At 52.6% G+C, this 24715-nt stretch carries 18 protein-coding genes and 1 pseudogene; 7 read left to right on the top strand and 12 right to left on the bottom strand.

Annotated elements, in window-relative coordinates:
• Positions 1-653 precede the first annotated feature (653 nt).
• From EV561_RS32660 to EV561_RS32635, 6 genes are all read right to left on the bottom strand, one after another.
• Positions 654-1871 carry a glycosyltransferase gene (locus EV561_RS32660; RefSeq protein ID WP_132528055.1) on the bottom strand — a complete coding sequence of 406 codons (1218 nt, stop codon included), beginning with the start codon at positions 1869-1871 and terminating at the stop codon, positions 654-656.
• Positions 1872-1916: 45 nt separating this feature from the next.
• Complete coding sequence (locus EV561_RS32655) at positions 1917-2924, bottom strand: glycosyltransferase family 1 protein (protein WP_132528054.1); 1008 nt, start codon at positions 2922-2924, stop codon at positions 1917-1919.
• A 531-nt stretch (positions 2925-3455) separates the two neighbouring features.
• Complete coding sequence (locus tag EV561_RS32650) at positions 3456-4292, bottom strand: glycosyltransferase family 2 protein (protein ID WP_132528053.1); 837 nt, start codon at positions 4290-4292, stop codon at positions 3456-3458.
• Between the two features lie 151 nt (positions 4293-4443).
• Positions 4444-6399, bottom strand: coding sequence for a glycosyl hydrolase family 28-related protein (locus tag EV561_RS32645; protein ID WP_165928004.1), 1956 nt, complete (start codon positions 6397-6399; stop codon positions 4444-4446).
• A 65-nt stretch (positions 6400-6464) separates the two neighbouring features.
• A complete protein-coding gene (locus EV561_RS32640; protein WP_132528051.1) occupies positions 6465-8000 on the bottom strand; it encodes an oligosaccharide flippase family protein in 1536 nt (511 codons plus the stop codon).
• A gap of 25 nt (positions 8001-8025) precedes the next feature.
• On the bottom strand, positions 8026-8880 hold the full coding sequence (locus EV561_RS32635) for a glycosyltransferase (protein ID WP_132528050.1): 855 nt from the start codon (positions 8878-8880) through the stop codon (positions 8026-8028).
• Between the two features lie 556 nt (positions 8881-9436).
• On the opposite strand from EV561_RS32635, the gene rfbC reads away from it, so the two are divergent.
• From rfbC to EV561_RS32610, 5 genes are all read left to right on the top strand, one after another.
• A complete protein-coding gene (gene rfbC / locus EV561_RS32630) occupies positions 9437-9997 on the top strand; it encodes a dTDP-4-dehydrorhamnose 3,5-epimerase (RefSeq protein WP_132528049.1) in 561 nt (186 codons plus the stop codon).
• Positions 9998-10054: 57 nt separating this feature from the next.
• Positions 10055-11119 carry a dTDP-glucose 4,6-dehydratase gene (rfbB, locus tag EV561_RS32625; RefSeq protein ID WP_132528048.1) on the top strand — a complete coding sequence of 355 codons (1065 nt, stop codon included), beginning with the start codon at positions 10055-10057 and terminating at the stop codon, positions 11117-11119.
• Positions 11119-12027 carry a dTDP-4-dehydrorhamnose reductase gene (gene rfbD, locus EV561_RS32620; RefSeq protein WP_132528047.1) on the top strand — a complete coding sequence of 303 codons (909 nt, stop codon included), beginning with the start codon at positions 11119-11121 and terminating at the stop codon, positions 12025-12027. Before rfbB ends, rfbD begins: the two co-directional genes overlap by 1 nt.
• A gap of 52 nt (positions 12028-12079) precedes the next feature.
• Complete coding sequence (rfbA, locus tag EV561_RS32615) at positions 12080-12952, top strand: glucose-1-phosphate thymidylyltransferase RfbA (RefSeq protein WP_132528046.1); 873 nt, start codon at positions 12080-12082, stop codon at positions 12950-12952.
• Positions 12953-13053: 101 nt separating this feature from the next.
• Positions 13054-14100 (top strand): acyltransferase, encoded by a 1047-nt coding sequence (locus tag EV561_RS32610; protein ID WP_165928003.1) that lies wholly within the window; start codon positions 13054-13056, stop codon positions 14098-14100.
• Here the strand turns inward: EV561_RS32610 and EV561_RS32605 are convergent.
• Positions 14100-14281, bottom strand: a pseudogene (locus EV561_RS32605) (IS3 family transposase); the annotation flags it as partial. The gene EV561_RS32610 and the pseudogene EV561_RS32605 sit on opposite strands and share 1 nt — an antisense overlap.
• 444 nt (positions 14282-14725) lie before the next feature.
• Here EV561_RS32605 and EV561_RS32600 point away from each other — a divergent pair.
• Together EV561_RS32600 and EV561_RS32595 are read left to right on the top strand one after the other, a co-directional pair.
• A complete protein-coding gene (locus EV561_RS32600; protein ID WP_132528044.1) occupies positions 14726-15727 on the top strand; it encodes a glycosyltransferase in 1002 nt (333 codons plus the stop codon).
• Between the two features lie 312 nt (positions 15728-16039).
• Complete coding sequence (locus tag EV561_RS32595; protein ID WP_132528043.1) at positions 16040-17455, top strand: O-antigen ligase family protein; 1416 nt, start codon at positions 16040-16042, stop codon at positions 17453-17455.
• Positions 17456-17682: 227 nt separating this feature from the next.
• Here the strand turns inward: EV561_RS32595 and EV561_RS32590 are convergent, their stop codons facing one another.
• From EV561_RS32590 to galU, 5 genes are all read right to left on the bottom strand, one after another.
• Complete coding sequence (locus EV561_RS32590) at positions 17683-18765, bottom strand: acyltransferase (RefSeq protein ID WP_245513143.1); 1083 nt, start codon at positions 18763-18765, stop codon at positions 17683-17685.
• Positions 18766-18808: 43 nt separating this feature from the next.
• Entirely contained in the window at positions 18809-19684 is an 876-nt protein-coding gene (locus EV561_RS32585; protein ID WP_245513141.1) for a galactosyl transferase, read from the bottom strand.
• A gap of 84 nt (positions 19685-19768) precedes the next feature.
• Positions 19769-21262, bottom strand: a complete 1494-nt coding sequence (locus tag EV561_RS32580) for a lipopolysaccharide biosynthesis protein (protein ID WP_132528042.1) — start codon at positions 21260-21262, stop codon at positions 19769-19771.
• Positions 21263-21348: 86 nt separating this feature from the next.
• Entirely contained in the window at positions 21349-23712 is a 2364-nt protein-coding gene (locus tag EV561_RS32575) for a polysaccharide biosynthesis tyrosine autokinase (protein WP_132528041.1), read from the bottom strand.
• Positions 23713-23809: 97 nt separating this feature from the next.
• Positions 23810-24715 (bottom strand): UTP--glucose-1-phosphate uridylyltransferase GalU, encoded by a 906-nt coding sequence (gene galU, locus EV561_RS32570; protein WP_132528040.1) that lies wholly within the window; start codon positions 24713-24715, stop codon positions 23810-23812.

The raw sequence follows: 24715 nt of genomic DNA, 5'->3' as shown, positions 1-24715 counted from the left end.
TTTTGACCGAGCCGGATCTCGTCGACAAATGTGCTGGTATCATCCTCAACAAGGTCGATACCGAAAAGATGAAGCTGTACCGGACCTATGGCTCAGGTGAATACTATTACTCGCGATACACGTCATACTACCACGAAGCGTGATCACACTCGCAAACCTAGATATACTGATTGCTGGAAAACTAGAGCCGGCAGTTCTCCTCTAGCCAGACCTGCTAACTGTTGCTTTCAATGAGACGTAACGGAGTGGATGCCGTCTCCCGACGGCGTCGCAGTGCCAAAGTAAAGTATCAAAGACTCAGTCATGGCGGTCGGGCCCCGCCGACAGGCGGCAGCCTGCCGACCCACGTCGGCCCGTCGGCCAGACCGCCAACGCCGGCAAAATAGATCACCTCATCGCGGACTTCATCGCCGCACTGCAAGTCAGCGGACGGTATGCGATTTCCTCCAGAGCGTGTTTGAACTGCCACGGCCTAGCGGGACAATCTGGGCGCTTTGCTGCCCTGCGGTGACCATCAAACGGTCAAGCAACGGATGTACGGACACACAAACCGGACCTTCCGGGGCCCGATCAAGCGGCACGACCTTTAGGAGTTTCGCTTCAGTAACCGCGCACCAGGGCCATTTTTCAGCGGAAATAGGCAGCGAAGGACATTAGGTTGGTTGCTGCAGTTTGATTGTCGAAATTGCCAAATCTATTATCTCTTGTCCAATTGCGTCTTGTTGAAATCGACTGCTCATCTTTTCAGCGTTTTCCCGAAACCGATCTAGAAGGCCTAACTCTGAAATTACTTTACCTAGCGCCTCTACCAATGCTTCAACATCGCCGGGTGGGTACAGAAGTCCATTATATCCATCTTTGACGTACTCAGGAATTCCTCCTGTCTTTGAACCAATTACAGGCAGGCCGAGAGTGATCGCATGAATAACAACGCCGGGGGAGTTTTCTCGCCATTCGGATGGTATGCAGAGCACATCACTACCGACCATAGAATCCGCCACCTCCTGCTGTGTCACCTTTCCCTTAAAGCTACACCACGCGAAGCCACCATACTGGTCCCGATAGATACCCTCTTCCGGTCCTTCGCCGAGTAAGGTCAGATGGACATCATACTTGGAGTGAAGTGTAGAAACAGCTTTCAATAGAGTATCAACGCCCTTCGTTCGATGCATGCGTCCTACATACAAAATCCGCAAAACGTTACTTGAAGTTCGTGAGACCGTTGGCGTCGGATACTTATTAGCATTCATTATCGACTTGCGGCTTGGAAAATTATGAGACGAAAATTGGACTACAGTGTCTAAAGCGTACTGCGACGGGGCACACAGACTAAGTCGCTTCACGCTTGAGATTTTTCTTTGACGAAAGCCGCCCACAACCCTGCAAGGCATGCAAAGCCTTTCACAGCTCTTCCCGTCGCGATACATATCGGATCGCGCGCAAATCATGTTAAAATCATGAATAAAGACGATACTGGGAATATCTCTGGAAGAAATCTCATCGAAACAGTTATAACCAATTCCCGGCACAACACGCGCAAAAACAATGTCAGGCTTGAAATGGTCGAGCGCGCGGGCCATGTTGATTTTATTTCTGGGATCGAGGTGATCTTGTAACTGCCATTGAACTTTTCTAATTTTATTTGCCGCGCTTTGCTTGTTGAGCGTATGTGGACGAGGAAACCTCATACGATATATTGTTATCCCGTCTATAACCTCCCCAAATAACTCCTCTTCTTCGGCGGCGCATGCCGTCACAACAGAAACTACGTGTCCTTGATCGCGTAACCATCGAACAGAATTAAGCGACGAAACCTCAGCGCCGCCGAAAGTGTGTGGGAAGAAGATAGAAACAATAGTAAGAATCCGCATCTTTAAATCCAGGTATGTTATGCATAATTTGAGCTTGGTCTGAGTTCACTCAGCGTCAACACCTGATAAGAGTTCCCAGAGCTGTAAAGAAGATCGGTCCCAGCTCATTTCCTCAGCTCTAATTGCCCCTGCAATAATTAAACGACGTCTAAGCGCTTCATCGTGCACGATTCTATTCAATCCATCTGCGATCTCGTCCTCGTTGAGCGGATTCACGAGTAGCGCAGCGCCGTTGGCAATTTCCGGCATGCAGGATAGATTCGACGTTAGAACTGGCACGTTCGATGCCATGCCTTCAAGCAACGGCAGGCCAAATCCCTCATACAAGGAAACAAAAGCTACCGCATAAGCGCTCCTATATAACTCGGGCATCGACTCGTCCGGAACGCGCCCCAGAAAGCGCAATTTTTCCGACGCGTTATATGTAGCAGCAATTGAGGTAAGGTCGACATTGGAGGATCCAGTCAACCATAATTCAACGCCGAGAGCTGGCAAACGTGATTTGCCATATGCAGCCACTAACCGACCAAGATTTTTATAGTTTCGATGATTCCCAGGATAAAGTACGTACGGTGGGGCGTCGGCCAGCCGACTTCCATTGGGACTAAAGCGAGCATCGACTCCATTGTAGATGACATTTACTTTGCGTTCATCGACACCGGACCATTCGACAAATTCGTCGCGAGCTGTCCGGGACACGCAGATGATGGAAGCACAATGTGGATAAAGCCGCTTTAGGATTTCTTCATAGTACAATTTCTTCAGTCTTCCGTAGTGATGGAGATGCGACAGATCGTGCACTGTGACAACGCATTTACCGATCGCTCGAACCGGGGGAACAAATCCGGGGTTCCAGAACACAACGTCCTGACCACGAAATTTATTGATGCTGTTTCCTATGTGCCAAGGGGCCAGAGGGTCTGCAACAGAGCCTTTTATCGACAGCTCTGAGTACGCGATTTCTGAGGGCTTCCGTTTCAGATGCTCCGTGTAAACCTGGCCGATGCCGGTATTGCTTGGCCATCTCGGATCTGTCAGAATAATTCGACTCAAATTTAACCTCGATTATGCTGCGTTGGCCAACAATAGTCCTGCTAGTACTATTCGGAGAGCTTCTCGTCACATTCTCCAAAGATTCCTCGCCGGATTTAATAAATCGATATCGGGTAATAGAGTTCCGCTTTCGACGTATATTCATAAACAAGATGCCGAAAACTCCAATAATCCAGCATTACGATCACTCTAAGCATATCTGAGGCCAGAAGCAAATACGGGAACATGTCATCCGGAACCACGAAATAATCTTTTTCAGACAGCTGTGTCGGGCGCCTCCCGCTAAGGCCGACGGAACACAATTTTCCACGCCGGCGCTGGCGGCCTCTGAATATAACCCCGAAAACGCTTCCGGAACTTCCCGTTACACTCTGTTTAAAAACCGCGCAACGCGCCTAATATGGACATGCGACGGAAATAATTCGTAATTCTACTTGGTTATAGACACCGAATAAGCCAATATACCCCCAATGCATACCGCCGCAAACTCATCAGTTTCGTATCTCTCGTGTTTTGTCGCCACGACACCGTTTATACTGACAATGGCGATTTTATAAATTTGGATTTCATTTTGGAAATACTTGGCGTTGCGAAGAGCGGCAACGGAAATTTTCGATAGTAGCGAATTAGGCTCTTAAAATGCATTCTAGCGGATTTTCCGAACATGCTGCGCGCGCTTGAGCGCTGATGGTCATGCACGATAGCCGCACCTGGTATGCAGACAACCGCGTAGCCGGATGCCCAGAGCCTAGCACAAAGGTCCACATCTTCCATATAAAGGAAGTATCCTTCGTCCATCTTGCCGATGTGCTCAAATGAGGCCTTGCGGATCACCATTCCTGTTCCCATAACCCAGTCGGCCTCGAAGGCGTGAGAATTTTCCCAGAAATCTGTCATCAAATGCTTGCGCAGGATTTCGGGATACATTCTCGCAAGAGTGGGTGACCTCCGAATGAGAATGTCAGATATAGTGTAGAAGCGACGTGAAGGGTATTGCCTTGTCAAATCGGGATTGAGCAAGTCCAGTCCTACGAGACCGACGCGTTCGTGTTTATTCAAGTAGTCGATAACCTGGGGTATTGGATTATCGTAGAAATATGTATCCGGATTCAAGACAACAACATACTGATGCACACATCGGTCTACCCCAGCATTAACTCCCGCGCTATAGCCCCGGTTGGATTTCAGCGCGATAAAGGTAATGTCAGGAAAAGCCCCCCTGATAATCGCTTCTGATGCATCCTGAGAGAAGTTGTCGACAACCACGATCGAGCGCGCATCACAAACACCGTGCTCAAGAAGGGACGCCACGCACTTCTGGGTGAGCTGTGGTGTCTTGTAGTTCACAATTACGACATTGATACACATCAGATTTTGACTGCCTCTCTATAATTTCTAAAGGTATTACATACTTTAACTCGTCGGGCGGCAGCGCTCAATGCGAGTTTCTGACTTGTATTGATGCGAATAAGTCTTGAGATGGGGGTGTCAATAAATGACGATCGCTGGGACATTCCCATTACTGAATATCAATCGCCACGATCACGCCATAGTCATTTCTTGTGCGTAATCCTTCACGCGTGACGGTCTCAATCCCATTCTTTGTCTGAGACAGTACATGTACTTCATACGCAGCATCGAGAGAAAACGCTTCTTCCGCGTAAATGAGTCTTAATGCCGAATCACAATTTATGAATGCAGGCACCTGAAACTGGCCTCTCCGTACTCGATACAATAGCCCGCCAAGAACTTCGGTATTCGCGCCATTTATGTTTAACAAGACGCTGTTGATATCTTCCGTCTTGATTCCCTGGATATATAAAGGTGAGCCGTTATTTACAATTCTAATCCCCTTGCCTTCAGTATTAAACTGTCTAAGTGTCACGGGGGCCTTGCCAGACAATTCTATACGCTGAGCTGCAGTATTTTCACTGACAACGGCACCACCAAATTCCTGTCGCCTAAACAATCCGGCACCTCCTGCTATGTCAGATAGGTACAGTCGATCGGGCGAGGCATGGTCAACCATGAATGGCACACTGCCCTCCGTCTCGATGGCAAGCCTCATAATCCAAAGCGGCTTTCTGCGAGTGGTTTGTGTAGTGAAAATCGACGATAGCGATACAGAAGTATGAACAACCGAGAATAAGCCATCTATGATGTCGACATCGTCACCAATGTCGATTGTCTCGGATACGCGGTACGTGCCACTCGGGATAAATATAAACCGGTTTCCAGATTGAAAGGCCTTTCTAAATGCGTCTGTTGAATCAAAGCTGAGGTCCGACTTTGCGCCAAACTCAGCGATAGATGTCCACGTCTGCTCGTCTGTCTCGGGTGGATCGGCAAAATCGGTCGCGCCTTCGAACCATTCTTTACCAATGACCCCGTCGGTCGATTTGTCACCAATTCCGTCGCTATTGACCACCTCCCACGATCCCTCAACGGCAAGCTTGTGCACGGCAAATGTGCCAGCATTCTCGACCGCCTTCCGGCCCGTTCCTGCGATTCGGCACATCAAGCCTGCAATCATCCCGCCGGACAATGCGTTCACAATACCGACCCCGGATAAACTTGTAATCGAAACACTATCCAACGAGAGCACATTGCCCTTGTTGAGAATTCCGACCTCCTTAACCCCCCGAATGTCAACGCCGACGAAGGTCATCGAATATTGCGTATTTGATATGCTTATGCCCCCTCGAAAATTCAGAATTTGAACATTCTTGATAAGACCAGGTCCGCACCACTTTCGATCCATAGTGATGCCAAAATGACCCTCGTCGTCACATTCAAGGGATACGTTTCTCACCGCCGCAAGGTTATTACCCAAAAAATCGATTCCAACCGCGCCCTTGTTATTACCGCCGATACTAATGGTCAGATCTTGAACGAAATTTCCAAAGGCTTCATTTCCCTCACCGGCACCGCGGTAGTCTCGCCCACCTTCAGTCGGACCGGTTCGGGTAAAAACTAAACCAGAAGAAGTTTGGATCACCGGCTTAGGCGCCTCGGGGCTGCCAAAGCCCGCGCAAGCGTCCGGGACGCGGATCGTCGTTTTGCCAGTTCCATCGCCAAACAAACATAAATGCGGTTGATAATTTCCTGCAGAATCTCTTCGAACGATCGTATCCGTAACTATGTAAATGCCCGCCGGAAAGTATATAATGCGCGAAAGCCATGGATGTTCTCGGGTGAAAGGGTAGACTTTGCCGACAGCACGTAGAATAGCAGCAGTATCATCCGTTTTTCCATCGCCTTTTGCTCCATAGTCCTTGACGTTGATGACTCTTGATGAGGAGGGAAAACGTTGGGGTCGCAATTTGCCGCCCGCATTTATCCGCTGCGTTTGTCTAGATCCCGATGATTCGATCGGCGCAGCGCGGCTGGCGTTAGACCATTTGGCTGCCGACGCCAGCAGGGTTGCCAGAATAAGCTTTCGCCGCGAAAGCATCACACCGAAAGCAAGTTTCATTCTAGGTACTCCCATGAAGAATCGAGATCTCCGACCACGTCTGGAGGAGTGTCGTTGACGATCAGTTACCTTTGCGAAATCCGCCCGAACGCGTGTTGAAGAGTTGGGAAAATTATTCTTTCTCTAACAACGAACGAACTCAAACCGCACGCCAGTAGAAGAATGAAATAAACTATAAAAATAACAGGTAAATTGACGACCACCGCGAAATACTCCACGATCCTAGCGATCAATAGCCCGCAGATAATTGCAATCACACCAAGTGTGATCAGTCCCCCCATCATACGAAATGGATTTCCAAAAATCCTATCATAAACCCAAGGACAAATTATCAAGAAATACAGGGCATTAGCGCACGCCCAGGTACCTGCCGCAGTTACAGGACTGCCGTAGTGCGCCGCAATGAGATAGCATGGAATTATCGCCGTCAGCATTGCCACATGCGCAAAAAAGTGGATTTTCAGATTTCCGCTAGCATATTGTAGATAGTAAGAGAAAGAATGTACCGAAACGAAAAAGTTGCCAACAGAATACAACGCCATTATGGGCGCGGCCCAGAAAATTGAAGAGTTTCCATGTGTCCAGACTGAGAGCAGATCAGTCCCAAATAAAGTCATCATAGCGATTACCGGTATTGAGATAACGGCCAAAATGTGTGATGCGGTAACGTATAATTTTTCGCCGGCATGCTTGTCACCAGCCGCAAACAATTTCGTCATCCGTGGAAGGATTGCTTGATTAAACGGCGCATTTATTGCGCCCAAGGCGCTGGCGGCTGTAACAGCGAGTGAGTATGCTCCATATTCCTTCAACGTAAGCGTTGAAGACATTAAGAGCTTGTCAAATTGTGTCAAAAAAACCCATATCGTTCCAGATATGCCAATTGCAAGCGTCGCACCCAGCTTATCTCCAACCGATCGCCAATGAATTTTTCGCTCTCCTTGCGCCCTCGGCATCAGACGCCGTGAGATTGCAACCAAGGTGAAAATTTCCACCAGCGAGACAACGAGCTGATACACAAAGAAAGACACCGGGGAATTGCTTATATAGCGCAGTATAAGAATTATCGCCAAAAAGCGGGCACTGGAAAATGCTATGTTGAGCAACGCGAGAACTGTTTGCTTTTCATACCCATTCACAATCGCTTTATAATAACCAGATGTCCACCTTATGGGTATGATAATCGCCATCAATTGAAGAGAGCTTATAACTTCATAGCTTGGCAGAGTTTCTGCCTTTAGCCAGTCGGTCGCCGCCCATCCAGCGCCCCATAAGAGGACGATAGCTGCAACGGAAGCAACTCCCCAAAATATGATCTCGCACGCACTTAGGTAGTTCCGGAGTCCCGTAGCTGAACCCTCCCCCCCCCGAAATATCGCAATTTCTCGCATGACGGTAGGGGTCATCCCCACGTCCAAGAGAACGAACCAAGCGGTCAACATCGTGAAAAAGCCGACTAGCCCATAGGCTTCTTTTCCCATATATTGCAAGTAAACAGGTGCCATCAAAAAACCGACGCCCATTACATAGAACTGGGCCACCATGTTAAATGCGATATTTACCCTAATTGCATCACCAATTACGAATTTACCAACTCTCACCGCCACTTCCTTTAGTCAGGTTAATCTAAAATCGTTTGATGAAGCCGTGAAATATACCTAAGGAGAAACTCTTGATTTTATCCGATTTGTTCTCGTCGATTAAGAAAATCAACAACGCGATCCTTGCTATGTAAACTAGCTGCATTAAACAATCCCGCGGCCTAAATCTCCAATACTCTCTTATCAAAAATAGGTTATTTCTCGCTATATAGTATTTTCTCATTGGAGGATGATTTTGGCTGGTAATTTTTTTCCCTAGGAAATATCTTGAAATAGGTGTCCCTATACTATGCCTCATCTGCGGCTCCAGTATAAAGAATATATCAATATTGTGACGGGCTGCCCGCCAGCAATATTCTTTATCAACTGCATCAATAAAATAATTCTCCTTAAAATATCCCAATTTGCTAAATATGCTACTCTTATAAACACTGCCCGAGGTAATAGCCTCGCTAACCTTCTGTACAGATCCGATGCTTGCGTCACCCATTGAATGCCTCGGATCATTTTTGTTCTCAAGGTAATAATTGCACGCCAATATACCGGCGCTCTCGGGAACTACATCAATGGCAGCCTCAACCGCCCCCCGGTACGTATTGAACAGAATGCTGTCTTGGTCAAAGCAGGCAATCCAGTCTGCGTTCTTTGTCTTGGCAGCCACGATGCCGGCATTGAGTGCGGCGGCAATCCCTTTGTTTTCTCCATTCGCAATGATTGCTAACGGCCCGGCGAGCCTTGACAAAGCTTCAAAAAATTCACTGCTACTGCCGTTATCAACGACAATTGTTTCATCAAAAATGCGGCAAAGATTCTCAATTCTCGCCACGACACCAGTATCCGCACGAAATGTTACCATTACAGCCGCGAGTTTTTTATTCATACCTGACCTTATTTTAGGTGATGCTCTAGCAATTTGGTGATTCACATCGAAAATTTAGATAAGAGATGCTTCGATCACTGCTCTCGGATCAATGGGCAATCAAATGCTTTGCCGACGGATAGACGGGTTACTTATACGATTGTGAATTAAGGGACAACGTCTCGAGATCACATTCTAGTTGCCTGGTTGCTGTCATCAAATATTAGGATAAGCGCGGTAGATGAATGCCGCACAATTATTGGTTCGGAATCGTCGCGAGCTTGCTACTCCCCGTTCCCCCGGTATCATTTTCATCTGGAGTTGATGTTGGCGCAAATCGCACGATTTCCATAACTAAAATTTTGCTACAGTGAGATGATACCTCAATTCGATTGGAGTATCTCGCCTCCCGCCGCGTGTTGATTCAATGTTTCCTTGATCGCTGTTGCTTGTTCTTGCGCAATAAGCTAAGGAGTTGCTCAATTCATGCTTGTTAAGGTTGCGGATGGATTAGATTTGGCAATCTCAGTAAGATGTATTTAAGCGCACTGCGACCAAAACGATAATGGATCTCTCTATGAAATTCGAAAGGCTTTCCATCCCCGACGTTGTCTTGATCAAACCGAGTAAATTCGGGGATACGAGGGGATACTTTATGGAAACGTATCGGCAGGATCTATTTGCTGAGCAGATCGGTCCAATGACGTTCTTGCAGGACAATCAGTCAAAGTCTGTGGAGGCCGGCACAGTTCGCGGGCTTCACTTCCAACTGGACCCTATGTCACAGGGCAAGCTTGTGCGCTGCATAGCCGGGGCGCTGCTTGACGTTGCAGTCGATATCCGCAAAGGCTCACCGACGTACGGCAAGTGGGTGTCTGCAGAGCTGACCTGCGATAACGGTTTGCAACTATGGGTGCCGCCGGGGTTTGCGCACGGCTTCTGCACTTTAGTGGCAAACACTGAAATCAGCTATAAGGTAACGAATTACTACAGTCCGGAGAATGACCGGGGCTTGCGTTGGGATGACCCAATCATTGCGATAGATTGGCCAGTAAAATCGGAAGATGCCGTGCTTTCAACTAAGGACGCAGAGCAGCCTTCTTTGTCCGCGCTGGGGGATTGCTTTTTTTACCATTGATAGATCCCTGACTACTCGACTACATGCAATATATTCATCTTTGGATAAGTGGGTCTCATGAGAGTTATTGTGACAGGAGGCGCCGGCTTCATCGGGTCGGCTGTTGTTCGCCATCTCGTTCTTGATAAAGGGTACGAGGTCCTGAATATCGACAAACTGACCTATGCTGGCACGCTAACGTCGCTCACGGCTGTCGATAACAAACCCAATTATCACTTTCTGCGGGCAGACATAGTTGATCGTATTGCGATTGAATCCGCCTTTGAAGCTTTCCAACCGGATCGCGTCATGCATTTAGCTGCTGAAAGTCACGTCGATCGCTCAATTACCGGCGCCAGGGATTTTGTCGAAACAAACGTTCTCGGCAGCTTTACAATGTTGGAATGCGCGCGGCATTACTGGTCGGCCCAGCCTGAACAACGCAAAGCCAACTTTCGTTTCCTACATGTATCTACGGACGAGGTGTATGGGTCACTCGGGTCAGAAGGGCTTTTTACAGAGGAGACGCCCTACGATCCTAGCTCTCCTTATTCGGCTTCGAAGGCCGCTTCCGATCACCTTGCGAAAGCTTGGGCACGCACGTACGGCATGCCTGTTGTGGTGTCAAATTGCTCAAACAATTATGGCCCGTATCATTTCCCAGAAAAGCTTATCCCGCTAATGATTCTGAATCTCCTGGAGGGCAGGCCCCTGCCCGTGTATGGGAATGGCTCCAACATACGCGATTGGCTCTATGTCGAGGATCATGCTCGCGCACTCGATGTGATAGCGGAGCGTGGCCTGGTCGGCGAGACCTACAATGTGGGTGGCCGCAATGAACGGCGTAACATAGATGTGGTTACCCGAATTTGCACGCTGATGAACGAGATCCGGCCTCGGGTCGACGACTATAGACAGCTGATCACCTATGTGGCGGATCGTCCGGGTCACGATGCGCGCTATGCGATTGATGCCACCAAGCTGGAGAGCGAGCTTGGCTGGAAGGCGCAGGAAAATTTCGATAGCGGGATTGAGAAGACTGTTCATTGGTATCTGGACAATGAATGGTGGTGGGCTCCGCTGCGTAAGGGCTATGACGGCGGGCGACTCGGCCTTCTGTCGGCAAAGCAGGCGACAAGTTGATGGGCGTCGGTATCCGCAAAAGACTCGTCGTTACCGGCCTCCAAGGCCAGGTTGTTCGATGCCTGGCGGATCGTGGTACTTTGAGCGGCATGTTCGAGGTCATCGCGCTTGGCCGTCCTTGCCTCGACCTTTCGCAGCCCGAAACTATTTTTCGTGCTATCGAGGCATCAACACCTGATGTCCTAATTTCTGCTGCCGCTTACACCGCCGTCGATCAAGCCGAGGCTGAGCCTGCGCTGGCACAACAGATCAACGGCACCGCCGCCGGCAAACTGGCCAAATCAGCTGCAGAATTGAATGTGCCGATCATCCATCTGTCGACAGACTATGTCTTCGACGGCAACAAGGATGGGCCGTATGTCGAGACGGATCCGGTCGCGCCGCTTGGCGTCTACGGCCGCTCAAAGCTTTCTGGTGAAGAGGCAGTTGCTGCAGCGACGTACAATCATGCTATCCTGCGCACCGCCTGGGTCTATAGTCCTTACGGCAAGAACTTTCTGAAGACGATGCTGCGGCTGGCGGAGACACGCGATACTATCAATGTCGTGGCTGACCAGATCGGCAATCCGACATCGGCAGAGGATATTGCCGATGGCCTTCTCACGGTCGCCGGCAATTTGCTTGAGCGGTCGGATGAGGCCTTGCGTGGCACATTCCACATAGCGGGCGCGGGCAACGCCAGTTGGGCAGAGTTTGCCGCCGAGATCTTCGCAAATGCCAGAGCGCTCGGCGCGCCTTTTGCTGAAGTCTTACCCATTCCATCTTCCGCCTACCCCACACCGACCAAGCGGCCCGCCAATTCGCAGCTCGATTGTGACAAGCTCGCAGCCGCGCATGGCGTTCGCCTACCCGCTTGGCAAGCATCAACTGCAAAAGTGGTAGCAAAGCTTCTATCAAAGTGTCCGTAATTACCGGACATACAACTCGTATAGTTTTTCAGACGAAAGTGTGGGGTTTGTGATGAAGGGAATTATTCTAGCGGGCGGCAGCGGTACACGACTGCATCCCATGACGCTGGTAATGTCAAAGCAGCTGATGCCGATATATGACAAGCCAATGATTTACTATCCGCTATCGACGCTAATGCTGGCGGGTATCCAAGACATCCTGATTATTTCGACGCCGCACGATCTTCCTAATTTCAGAAAATTAATGGGAGACGGTTCGCAGTGGGGTATCAACCTTTCTTATGCTGAGCAGCCCAGTCCGGATGGGTTGGCGCAAGCCTATATCATCGGCGCCGACTTCATTGACGGGCAGCCTTCCTGTCTTATTCTAGGCGACAACATCTACTACGGTCACGGGATCACTGAAACGTTCGAACACGCGATTAGCAACCTCGATGGAGCAACAGTCTTTGCATATCGGGTGGCCGATCCAGAGCGCTACGGCGTCGTGGAGTTCGATGACAAGATGAAGGCCATTTCTATTGAAGAAAAGCCGATCAAGCCCAAGTCACACTATGCTGTCACCGGACTCTATTTCTACGACCATAACGTGGTCGATATCGCTGCAAATCTCAAGCCATCGGCTCGTGGCGAACTGGAGATAACCGATGTCAATAAGCAATATCTCGATCGCGGCAGGCTGAACGTTGAGATACTTGGTCGGGGATATGCGTGGTTCGATACTGGCACACCTGACAGCCTGCTGGGCGCCGCTGAATTTGTAGCAACGCTTGAACGGCGCCAGGAAGTCAAGATTAGCTGCCCCGAGGAAATCGCCTTCGCAAAGGGCTTCATTGATTGTCAGAATCTTGAAAGACTCGCCGCGAATTACGGGAAAAGTGCCTACGGAGCCTATCTAAGAGGGTTGTTGAGGGACAGGGCTTAAGCTGTGCAGCCACGGCTGGTTCATCCAGTATAGTGGTATAATAGTGTTCCACAGCCTGATCTGGAGGGATGTGCCATAGAATAAAGAAGTCGTCGTGCGAGATGCACTTCATCTGGTTTGTTTCTTTGGCCAGCTGCGTTCAAAACGTTCACCGTTATTCTTCAGAAAAGCTATCTATGCTATATTCTATTCAGATTTATCGCGCGTTGGCTGCGTCCGCCGTAGTTGTATTCCACCTGAACCCTCGTGTTCTTCCGCTCGGATGGGTCGGTGTTGACATGTTTTTTGTCGTATCCGGCCTGATTATGGGAACGGTAGGCTTGAAGGAACAGCCGCGAGAATTTCTGTCGAAGCGCCTTATAAGAATTGTTCCATTATATTGGGCTGCAACGATGGCGATTGCGCTTCTGGCTTTGACGACCACCGCCTTCAACACCTACAAATTTCATTGGGACGACCTGCTGAGGTCGCTTCTGTTTTTCCCCTTTGTTGGTTATAACGGCTTGATCCAGCCAATCATTCGTCCGGGTTGGACCCTTAATTTTGAGATGTTTTTTTACGTAACATTTGCGATCGGGTTGTCGTTCAAGAAGCCGTTGATTGTTTGCTTCACGGCAATCACGTCGCTCTGTATTCTGGGGTATGTGTTTTCGCCGCTCGCAGCCCCCCTTCAATTGTGGACTGCCCCGCTGATGATCGAATTCCTATTGGGACTTCTTATTTCGCAAATTCGATTTGGCGACAGGATAAAAGTCGCATTAGCCGTCACCGCCCTCGGAATACTCTTTTTGATCATCGGGTTTTCTGTCGGTGAGAACGAAAACAACATCGGCATAGCACGTGTTATTACCTTCGGTTTTCCGTTTGCGCTCCTGATGCTCGGCTCTACGGCTTTGGAGCGGGCCGGTGTTTGGCCACGAATCCCATTGCTTGAACATCTAGGGGACATTTCTTATTCGTTATATCTCCTTCACGCGACAGTTCTGGCCGCAACAGTACGATTTGCAGGGAATGGTTTAGTGGGTCAGACAATGGGCATATTGCTCTCGATCGGCGTCGCAGAAGCCAGCTTTCGCTTTTTTGAGAGACCATCACGCAAGTATCTGCAAGAGTTTTTAAGACCGAGGAGTCGGCCGCTGCCAGCGTAGAATGCGTGAATAAAAACATTGTCCGCCGCCTGCCTGAATGTGAGAAGTCCAAGGTGACGCCCCTGCAACAGGCCCAAAGGTTAAGATCGCGTGACACCAATTCTGTGCCCTGATCCACCCTTATCGTCTTCAGATAGACTATCTCCTGGCATACCGGTTTCAAGGTTTGCACAACATCTTCACGGCATGGCCCGACAGCCGCCGGGAGGAAGGCGCACTGGAACGCCTTGGTGCTCAGACACGAGATAAGACCAAAGGGCGTTCCGGAACGGAGCGGTGTCATCTCGCAATGGGCATAACGCAGACGTTTGGCCAAGAACGCTGACCTTAAGCAGATCGGATGCCATTAATCGAAGATCACTTCAACAATGGGCAGAGAGAAAAGCTCTCGGGTCGCGAGCGGCCCTATTAAAGGTCATCACAATCGTTTAAAAGGTGTCTATAAGAGGCGTGCAATTGTTTGGGCAAAAGGAGTTTTCTATGCATGCCGATTGGAAGTCGTCTAAGAGTTTAGACGGGACTATTAGCTAGATATATTATTTTCCCCCAATGACTGCGCCGCATGGATTGACGAGCGCTTTATCAACTCCCTACCATCTACAAAATACTAAGTGGCTTAATATCTATGGAAGAAAATCTTGGTGGTATAACGCTGGTTACCGTCACTTATGGCGATAGATTAGTGTTCCTGTCTAGTTTGCTGAACAGAGCTTTCAACACCGAAGGCATTGAGAACGCTATTATTGTCGACAACGGCTCTCGATCGGATTTATCGCTCCTCGAAGCTGAATGGGGCAACAGAATAAAATTTGTGAAAATGGGAGGGAACACAGGCTCTGCGGCCGGATATGGGGCCGGAATTGAAGCGGCGTTAAAGACTGACGCTCGCTTTTTACTATTGATGGACGATGACAATGCGCCTGCCGAAGGATCGACCTTTATCCTCTTTCGGGAACTTATCCGCTTAAGAAGCGAAGTAGGCAACTGCAGTGCAGCTGTCTCGGGCTTCCGCGCGGGCCGCTCGACTCACCTTAAGCGCGGTAGAGCGGCATTTCCAGCTCATTCAAATTTCATGGGATTTCATATCAAAGATCTCCCTTATAAGATATTGCGCTACTTTGACTCCAAATCCAAAGTCTCAGATCCGCCTAGCGAAACCATACAGGTACCATATGCACCATATGGTGGGCTTCTCGCCGGGCGGGAGGTTTTTGAAAAGAATGGTTTGCCTAAAAAGGATTTTGTACTGTATGCGGACGATTGGGAGTACACCCTGCGTTTTACAAGATCAGGAGGAATAATATCGGTTGTCACAAACGCACCGATAGACGATTTGGAGCAATCCTGGTTTGAGGGAGGGCGCCGGGAGAGCATATTTAAACAAAGCCTGACAAAGGGTGCGGATTTTCGGCTGTATTATACATTTAGAAATCACGTTTGGATCAATGTGAATATGCAAAAATCTTCACCGTTACTCTACAGGATAAATAAATGGATGTTTATCTCGATAATATATGTTTATGCGGTTTATCTAAATCAATTTCCCAGATATTACTTGATTAGGCGCGCTATACGTGACGGTGAACTCGAAAAGTTAGGAATTGATAGCGAATTTCGCCTCTCGTGACCTCGCCGACAATACGCCGGTAATGCGTGTTGCTTGCGCCCCGGAGGAAGAAACTCTATGACGTTTCCAGACCTGACCCCGAGTAAAATGGACACATTCCAGTGAGAGCGCCGCTCTGGCTATTTCGTAAACGTCAAAGGGTCGCTGCCCGAACGCGAATTATGTTAATGTCAGTCGGTGTTTGAGGTCATTCACTTTGGTTATGTATAGGCCAGTTACATCTGTATTTCTGCTGTGGGCACAAGGAAGCACGCATTGATCGGGCATGGCCGTCGTTCCAGCTTTTTCAGCAAGCTATTGGATGAAGATCGGTTGGCCGCTTTTCTCGCTGGAGCCTTTCTTTTTATAATCGTCTTGACGCTTCTGTTCTTCGGATCCGTTGGCACGGCACCATTTTCCGTTGTCTCCAGTCTGATGTTTGCACTCAGCCTGCCGAATGCCTTCGTTTTCGGCGAGCCGCGCCATACGCGGGCACCATTCAACCTAGCCCTTTTCATCCTTCTGGTCTTGGCGCTCTGGACCTTTGTCCAGACGCTGAATTTGTCGTCGTTACTGCCTTCGGACACGGTCTGGCGGAATGCGCGAGGGCTGGTCGGAACGCAGAACGTCAGCATCTCGGCATCCCCAGCCGATACGCTGGAGGCTTTGCTGAGGATAGCCATGCCGTTGGTGACCTTCATTAACGCCCTGCTGCTTTGCTCGTCAGATGACCGATCACGCACTATGCTTGTCGGCCTCGGGCTGATCGGCGGTTTTGTCAGTCTCTTCGGGCTGCTGCAGTTCATTATGTCGCCCGCAACTCTGGTTGTTGTAGACAAGGAATTCTATCTCGACAGCCTAACCGGCGTCTTCGTTAACCGCAACACGGCGGCAACCTTTCTCGGTGCGACCGTTCTCATCATCTTGGTCCTTACCTGGGAGAAGTTGCAAAGCGTTAACGTTCGGCGCGCCATCGTGCAGATGCAGGATTGGCGCTCGCCACGTGGCGGTGGAATGGGCCGCGCGATTATCTATCTGATCCTGCTGGGAGCGTCGGTTACCGCCCTTCTGCTGACAAAGTCTCGCGCCGGTGTTGCGAGTACCTTCGTCGCGCTGCTTTTTCTGGTACCATTCTTAGCCGCCAACTGGACGCGGCAGCGGGCTACAGATTTCGGCCGATCAACCACGCCTGGCTGGCAGAAGCTGTTGAGCCGAGCGGTCGCTATCGCGGTAGTGCTTATCGCCTTTTTCATCTTTGCTGGGCAGGTGCTGTTGCGCGCGCAAGTCAGGGGAACTGACGACGGCCGGTTCTGCGTTCTGCCCAATATACTCAAGATGCTTTCCGACCACTATTGGATCGGGACCGGCCCTGCGACCTTTCGATGGATGTTCCCCGCCTATCGGGACCCCGGCTGTGGTATCTTGGGCGTGTGGGACCGCGCCCATGACGTCTACCTTGAAGGCAGCCTTGCGTTCGGCATCGTCTTCCCGATCTTGCTAATCGTTGCCCTTGTCGCCCTCTTTATCTTCCTGCGCGAAGGATTGAGGACCCGTAAGAGGATGCGGCATTATCCAGCCCTCGGCTTCGCCATGCTGGTTCTTGTCGGCTTGCATTCTGCTATCGACTTCTCCCTCCAGATACCTGGCTTTGCGGTCTTCTTTGCAGCGCTGATGGCACCAGTGATATCGCTCTCTCTCGGCAGGCGGTCGCAGTTAACGAGGCAGCGCCAACCCGACCGCGGCAACTAACCAGAAGATCGTCGCAAACCTATCCATCAACCAGTCTCGTCTATAAAGAAAAGCGTGGTTCAATCGAGATCGAGCTAACCGTCGCTCACGATAAGATCCTCGTGGACATCCAGACGGGATGCAGCCGCGCCGGTGGCTGATCAGCCGCCCGCTGATCGCGGACCAAGCATTGACCGGGAGCTTTGTCCGCATCGAATTCCGTCAGGCTCGATCTTACAATGTCTATCTCAGCGGCTCTCCACGGGGGCCCGAGCTGGCCGCCGCATTTCCGTCAGATAGCTGATCGCCTGGGCCGACAAAAGCGAGACCGCGGTTATGAAAGCGAGATAGAGGAATATGTAGAGGGGCGGCGAGAGCGGAAAGCTCCCCGCAAAATGATCATAAATCTCCGTAAACCCGCGATGGCACACATAGATCGGATAGGAAAGATAGCCGAGGAAGATACAGATCGGCTGAAACTTTCTCGGCACTTCGAGACGCGCACCTGCGATGACGATCAAGGGTGACAGCAGGATACAGAAGCCCAGCGCAAATCTTAGGGACTGGGTCGGCGCAAGTAGCATTGCGCAGAGGAATGCCACGGGCAGAAATGCAAGGTAGGAAAAATGCGGCCTGGTGGAGGCATGCATCCGGTAGATCACGATGCCCATGGTGAAGGAGAAGAGGACGCGGAACAGGCCGCCGTCCACCGATTTCCATTCCCATCCAAGATCGAGCGATCTGTGAAAAAACACCGAGGCAACAAGCAAGCCGAGCGAACACGCAACGACTGCAAGGAGATGTCGCATTCTCAGGCGAACCAGCAGCATTGCAAAGAGGAGATTGACAAGAAGTTCCCAGAAGAGCGACCAGGCCGGCCCGTTGAGCGGGTATAAAGGAAGCAATTGGTCGATCGGTCTGGTCAGGAAGGTCGGGGACGGCAACATTGCAAGCGTCGTTGCAATGTTGGCAATAAAGTCCGCAACGCCGAAACTGTTGGATTTCCAGAAGAATAGAAACTGGCCGAGCCCGTATATGCTGCCGAGGAGAAACAGCGGATAGAGACGGCGATATCGCGCCTTCATGAAAGCCGTGACGGTCATGCCATCGAGGATTTTCTCGCCATAGGCCCTGGCAATGACGAAACCGCTGAGAACATAGAAGAAATCGACCGCGACATAGGCTGATGGCGCATAGGGACGGTCGAGATGATAGATGACGACTGCGAAGGCGGCCAGGCCACGCATCGCGTCCAGCGCGGCATAGCGATGGCTTCGTTCCCGAACGACCATCGTCCGATCATGCTCCGCCGAGACCAGAGTGGCATTCATCGGGCAAATCCCCTTCCGTCCTTGAGCTTGCGCTGAAAAATCCTCAGCCGATTTCCTGCTGGCGATTGAATTGCTCGACGGGATGGGATGCGCGAGCGGCGACGGCACTGTCGATCGGCTTGCCGAAGAACTCTCGGCGAAGCCCATCTCCCAGCATGTGAACCCGCATCAGGTCGCGGATCAGACGGCGAGGGTGGCGAATGACCGATTTGTTCAGAAAGTGCGTTCTGAGCAGATCCGACGATTTGCTGTGCGCACCGCTGTGGCCAACACGATAGATTGCGCCCCGGAAGGGCAGCGAACCCAGCGGAGTGCCCGCCTCTGCGAGGATGTTGGCGATGCGGACATGGCTGCCGAGCATGGATTTGATGAAGGTCTCTTCGGCATCCGCGAAGGTTTCGGGCAGGCGGTATAGATCCGAGCGCACGATCAGGGACGTGCCGCAAAGCTTCGCGAACTCGTTGGTCTGCAGGAGGAAGCGTGCACCCTCGCTCCAGAGAAAACCGAGGTCGATCTTCCAGCCGTTCGCGTCGGAATGCCGTGACACGTAGTCGACGATATTCGAGCTGACGAAATCGTCGTCGTCCACGATCATGAAGAAGCGCGAGTTGCGCGCGGCAAGCATGCCGTTCAGAACCCGACGACCCTTGTCCAAACGGAATGCGTCGTAGACCAGTTCGCGATCGGCACTTGCCATGTCATGCAACTGGTTCGGCGGAAAGGTCACGCGCTCGACTGAAAACTGCGGTGGTAGCGGCGGCAGGTCCGCACCTTCGTTTGCAACGACGATACCGCGCCAGTCTCCGTTGGACTGCCCGGCAATCGAGGCCATGGTCTGCGACAGCCGTGCTTTCAGGGCGCCCCAGTCGCTGGCGTTCGCCTGATGCCGAACCGGAATTATGAACGTAACCAGAGCCATATCGGTCTCTCCAAATGGTTGGAACTTGCCTTCTGTCGAATTTGCCACTGTCTGGGCCATGCTGGAATCTTCGCTGCCGGCATGTCACGCGGCTTGCGGCGTTGGTCTTCGCCGCCCCGCAAGAACTGTTTGCACGAGGAAGAAAGCCCGCTCCCGGCAAAGGCAGGCAATCAGCCCCGTATAGGCGATTGCTCCTGCCAGGACCTCGACAGCAAGCCGCCAGGCCGACGGCCAGTCGGACAGAAGCGTGGAGAGGCCGAGAACGACGACGAGCATGCCCAGATAGGACGCTGTCGGTCTGAGGAACTGCCCGAAATATTCGCCGACACTGAGCGAAATCAGCCGCGATACCATCCATAGGGTCACCGGCCAGAGCATAAGAACTTCGATCATGAGCGCCATGACGATTGTCGTGACGCCATAGGGATAGAGCAGGAACACCGTGGCAATCGTTACGATGTTGCGCGCCAGCTGGTAGTAGAACCACCAATCGGATTTGCCCTGGCTGGTGATCAGCGACGCCTGAACGATGCCGATGCCGCTCATCAGCCCGATGACGCAGAAGAATCTCACCGGCCATATGGCCGAAACCCAATGCTGCCCGAAGATCAGCGGTATAGCGTCGTCGGCAACGGCCGCCAGCCCCATGAACGCGGGGAACGAGACGAGCGAGCAGCCGAATGTGGCCATCAGGAATGCTTCCCTGACCTTGGCCTGATCATTCTGCAGCGAAGACAGCAGGGCGTGGGACACGGAGGTGAGGCCGCCGGCAACGACATTGTTGATCATTTCGAAGAGGCGGCGGGAGAAATTGTAGATGCCGAGCGCTGCCGGGCTGACCAGCGTACCGATGATCAACTGATCGAGGTTCATGGTCTGCAGAAAGCGATTGCCCGACGCAAACACGCCATAGTGCAGAAGCTCGCGAAGGCTTGAATATTTAACGCGGAAACCCGGCAGCCAGCGCGCGCCCCAGAAGGCCGCGACGCAGCCGGCCGCCGGTGCCGCAATCTGCGCGATCGCCAATGCCCAAAGGCCGAAACCGGCCATGATCAGGGCAAGGCAGATGACCGCCGAAACGCAGGTCGCAATTCCCGTTCGAACCGCCGCAAGATGAAAGGACATCGTCCGGCCGATGAGAGCATTGGGAACGATACTCATCATGTCGAAGAAGATCCTGAGCGCCAGGATCATCAGGATGGCTGCTATTTCGGCATGGCCGACAGCGTGGGCGAGGAAAGACGATCCGAGAAACAGGACGCCGTAGAGCAAGGCTGCCGAGACGAAGGAAAGCCAAAACACCGTGTCCAGATGGCTGCGGCGAATGCTCTGCTGCTGGATCAGCGCTTCGCCGAAGGCCGTCGGGCCGAAACCGGAGGCAAAGCTGACGATGCTGTAGGCGAGCGCCACGAGACCGAAATCCTGCGGCTGCAGATAGCGCGAGGTGACAATGAAGACGAGGCTGTTCAAGGCCGTCGGTATCAACGTGTCCAATGCAGACCAGAAGGCGCCTCGCAGAGCAGCCCGCGACCGGTTCTCACTGAGATGTTCGAAGACGATGTCGTCCGTCGGAGGCACGCGTTCTTCTCGTAACAATACCAATGGCTCACCCAATTCCTTCGTTCATTCACGCTGATTTTCCGGCCGCAGCCGGTCGATTCCGGTCAGGCATCGACCTTGGTTTCGGCCTTGGGCGGCAGCGTTTCATGGGTGTAGTAGCTGACATATTTCTGGCGATAGCGTTCCGTGCCGCCGAAATCGCTGTAGCGGGTCAGCTCGGACATATCCGTCTTGTTGAGGATCACGCCGAGGATCTTCGAGTTGATCTGCGGCTCCTGCTCGAGGAGGTCCTTGACCATGCCGATCGGCGTGCCACCCCATTCGGCGACGAAGATGAAGGCGTCGATCTGCGGCGCGAATGCCTTGGCATCGATAACAGGCGCAAGCGGCGCCAGGTCGACGACGATGTAATCGAACATCTTGCGGGCGTTCTCCATCAGGGAGAGCATGCCGGGAGAGGAGAGCAGTTCGCTCGTGTGCAGCAGGTGATCGCGCAAGACGACGGGAAGGATCGCAAGCTTTGTGTGCGGATCGACCTTCACGGCGCTCGCCCATGGAACCTCGCCGAGGGCTGCCTCGACCAGACCCACCTGCGGCGGCGATTTCAGCATTCGTGTCAGACCCGGATTGCGCAAGTCGGCGTCGATCAGCAGCGTGCGCTTGCCGCTGGAGGCAAGCAGCGCCGCAAAGTTCGCGGCGGTTGTCGACTTGCCTTCGCCCGGCAGCGTCGAGACAACGCCGATCACCCGGTCCGAGCGGCCCTGCAGCATGACGTCGCTGGCGAGCTTTGCGTTGCGGAGCGTTTCGGCAAAGATCGAGCGCGGCGCCTCGACGGCGATCCGCATGATCCGCTGGAAGGCCACGCCCTCCGGCTCAGGTGAGGTTGCAAGGGCAGGGCCGGTTGGCTTTCGCCTCCACGTCCACAGGCCGGCCTTGCGATTGATCGGGCGTCCGAGCAGCGGCAGATAGCCGAGGAATTTGAGGCTGAGATTGGTCCTGACGTCGGCCTCCACGCGGAAGAACCGATCGCGGAACTCCTGGAAGCCGGCAAAGGCGCCGCCCGCCATCAGGCCAAGCACGGCCGAAAGCGCAAGCACCATTGTCTTTTTCGGGCTCGACGGCGCAGTCGGGACACCTGCTTCGGAAATCACGCGCGCCTTGGCGATCGGGAAGGACCGCTGCTGCGTCGCCTCTTCGAAGCGGCCGAGATAGGATTCATAGAGCGTCTTCAGTGCCGTCGCCTTCTGGTTCAGCTCGTTGAGATGAACGACCGACTTGTTGGCCTCGGAATTCTTGCCGACGACCTTGTCGATGTTGTCGTGCAGCGAGGATTCCCGTGAGCGTGCAACGTCGTATTCGTTCTTGTAGCTCGCGGTCAGCTGCTGCAGTTCCTGATAGATCTGGCGCGTGATGTCCTGGCGTTCCGCCCTCAGGGCGACCGCCTGCGGGTGATCGGCGCCGAAATTCTGCGTTACGTCCTGCTCGCGCTTCTGAACCGAGAGATACTTGGTCCTCAGGTCCTGGAGGACCGAATTGTCGGTCTGGCTGGAAGAGATCGTCGCGTTGTTGACGGCGTTGTCCGGTCCTTGATCGATGATGCTCTTGAACTGGTTGTAGCGGGCCGAGGCACTGGCCGTATCCGCTTGGGCGATGATCAGCTGCTTGTTGAGATCGGCAAGCTGCTGTTCGGACATCAGCTCGCCGCCGGTTGACGTCAGGCCGTTGTCAGCCTTGTATTTTTCAACCTCGAGAGAGGCCTGCTGCGAGCGCTGGCGCAGATCGTTCAGTCGCTCCTGCAGCCAGACGGAAGCACGTTCCGTCGCATCGAAATTGGCGTTCAGCTGGTCCGTCAGATAGGCGTCGGAATAGGCACGCGTGATTTTCGCAGCAAGCTGCGGATCGGTCGAACGGAAGGAGACTGAGATGACCGAGCTTCGGGCAACACGCTCTACCGCGAGATTGTCCTGCAGAACCGAGGCCGCCTTCTGGCGACGACCTTCACGGGCATCAGCCTCCGATACCGGCGGACCACCCGCAGTGAAGGCACTTGTCATCAGCTTTATGCCCGATTTGAACAGCGCCATCGGCGAGGCTGGCGGGTTGAGGATGGTATCGTTGTCGCTAAGGCCGATGGTATCGGTCACGCGAAGCGCCATTTCGTTGGACTTCAGGATTTCGACCGCGCTCGATATTTCCATGTCCGCCTGCTGGGCGCTGGCGGCCGGCGATGGCTGATCCTCCGCGTATTTCGACATATTTTCGTCGAGCAGGATTTGCGTTGCCGATGTGTAAACCGACGTGGCGAACAGCAGGTAGACGGCAGCAAGGACCACGAAGATGACAACACCGGCGATGATTGTCCGGGCGCGCCGGATCAGCACCGCCATCAACTTGTCGAGGTCGATGAAAGCATCCGATCCTTCCGCCTTTGGGAGGGCGGTGTGAAAGGTGAAATTTTTCTGGTTCATGACTGCCGCCTTGTCCGGAGAAGTCTTGGTTGATCTTCGGAATCAGATCCCGAGGCCGGGCAATCGCTGCGATCGCCCGACCTCGGCATGAATGGCTTTACGCGGCCCTGACTTGGGGCTCGTGTGTCAACACCATGTGCTTGATCGAGTCGTAGACGAGGTCGCCGATATCTGCCCTTGCCAAGGCGAAGGCGACATTGGCTTCGATGAAGCCCTGCTTCGAGCCGCAATCGAACGTCCTGCCTTCATAGGCCTGCGCGTGGAAAGCTTGGGCCTGCGACAGGCGCAACATGCCGTCGGTCAACTGGATCTCGTTGCCGGCGCCGCGCTCCTGGTTTGCCAGGATGTCGAAGATCTCGGGCTGCAGAATATAGCGCCCATTGAGGTAGAAATTCGACGGTGCCTGCGACGGCTGCGGCTTTTCGACCATCTGGGTGACGGCAAAGCCATGGGAAACGGGTGCGCCCTTGCCAACGATGCCGTATTTCGACGTTTCTTCGGGGTCGCATTCCTCGACCGCAACAATGTTGCCGCCGACTTCACTGTACAGATCCATCAGGCCGGTCATGCAGCCGCGTGCGCCGTAGCAGACCATGTCGGGCAGGAGCAGGGCGAACGGCTCGTTGCCGATCAGGTCGCGCGCGCACCAGACGGCATGGCCGAGACCAAGCGGCGATTGCTGGCGGGTGAAGCTGATGGAGCCGGCCGTCGGCAGAATACGCTCCAGCTCGGAAACCTGCACGGTCTTGCCGGCGCGGTGAAGATTGGAGATCAGTTCCGGAGTGTCGTCGAAATGGTCTTCGATGGCCGACTTGTTGCGGCTCGTCACGAAGACGATGTGCTCGATGCCGGCCTCGATGGCCTCATCGACAGCATATTGCACGACCGGGCGGTCGACGATCGTCAGCATTTCCTTCGGCATCGCCTTTGTGGCGGGCAGGAAACGCGTTCCGTTGCCTGCGACCGGGATGACGGCTTTTCTGACTTTGTTGGTACGGTCCAT

The sequence above is a fragment of the Rhizobium sp. BK376 genome, from assembly GCF_004341625.1.
In the GTDB taxonomy this organism is placed as follows: domain Bacteria; phylum Pseudomonadota; class Alphaproteobacteria; order Rhizobiales; family Rhizobiaceae; genus Rhizobium.
This window is presented reverse-complemented; position numbering and strand designations above follow the sequence as displayed.

Excerpts from the sequence above, each read along its gene's own strand:
- EV561_RS32660 (WP_132528055.1), bottom strand. The coding sequence starts at position 1,871 with ATGCGGATTCTTACTATTGTTTCTATCTTCTTCCCACACACTTTCGGC.
- EV561_RS32650 (WP_132528053.1), bottom strand. The coding sequence starts at position 4,292 with ATGTGTATCAATGTCGTAATTGTGAACTACAAGACACCACAGCTCACC.
- EV561_RS32645 (WP_165928004.1), bottom strand. The coding sequence starts at position 6,399 with ATGAAACTTGCTTTCGGTGTGATGCTTTCGCGGCGAAAGCTTATTCTG.
- EV561_RS32635 (WP_132528050.1), bottom strand. The coding sequence starts at position 8,880 with ATGAATAAAAAACTCGCGGCTGTAATGGTAACATTTCGTGCGGATACT.
- rfbC (WP_132528049.1), top strand. The coding sequence starts at position 9,437 with ATGAAATTCGAAAGGCTTTCCATCCCCGACGTTGTCTTGATCAAACCG.
- rfbB (WP_132528048.1), top strand. The coding sequence starts at position 10,055 with ATGAGAGTTATTGTGACAGGAGGCGCCGGCTTCATCGGGTCGGCTGTT.
- rfbD (WP_132528047.1), top strand. The coding sequence starts at position 11,119 with ATGGGCGTCGGTATCCGCAAAAGACTCGTCGTTACCGGCCTCCAAGGC.
- rfbA (WP_132528046.1), top strand. The coding sequence starts at position 12,080 with ATGAAGGGAATTATTCTAGCGGGCGGCAGCGGTACACGACTGCATCCC.
- EV561_RS32610 (WP_165928003.1), top strand. The coding sequence starts at position 13,054 with ATGCACTTCATCTGGTTTGTTTCTTTGGCCAGCTGCGTTCAAAACGTT.
- EV561_RS32600 (WP_132528044.1), top strand. The coding sequence starts at position 14,726 with ATGGAAGAAAATCTTGGTGGTATAACGCTGGTTACCGTCACTTATGGC.
- EV561_RS32590 (WP_245513143.1), bottom strand. The coding sequence starts at position 18,765 with ATGAATGCCACTCTGGTCTCGGCGGAGCATGATCGGACGATGGTCGTT.
- EV561_RS32585 (WP_245513141.1), bottom strand. The coding sequence starts at position 19,684 with ATGGCTCTGGTTACGTTCATAATTCCGGTTCGGCATCAGGCGAACGCC.
- EV561_RS32575 (WP_132528041.1), bottom strand. The coding sequence starts at position 23,712 with ATGAACCAGAAAAATTTCACCTTTCACACCGCCCTCCCAAAGGCGGAA.
- galU (WP_132528040.1), bottom strand. The coding sequence starts at position 24,715 with ATGGACCGTACCAACAAAGTCAGAAAAGCCGTCATCCCGGTCGCAGGC.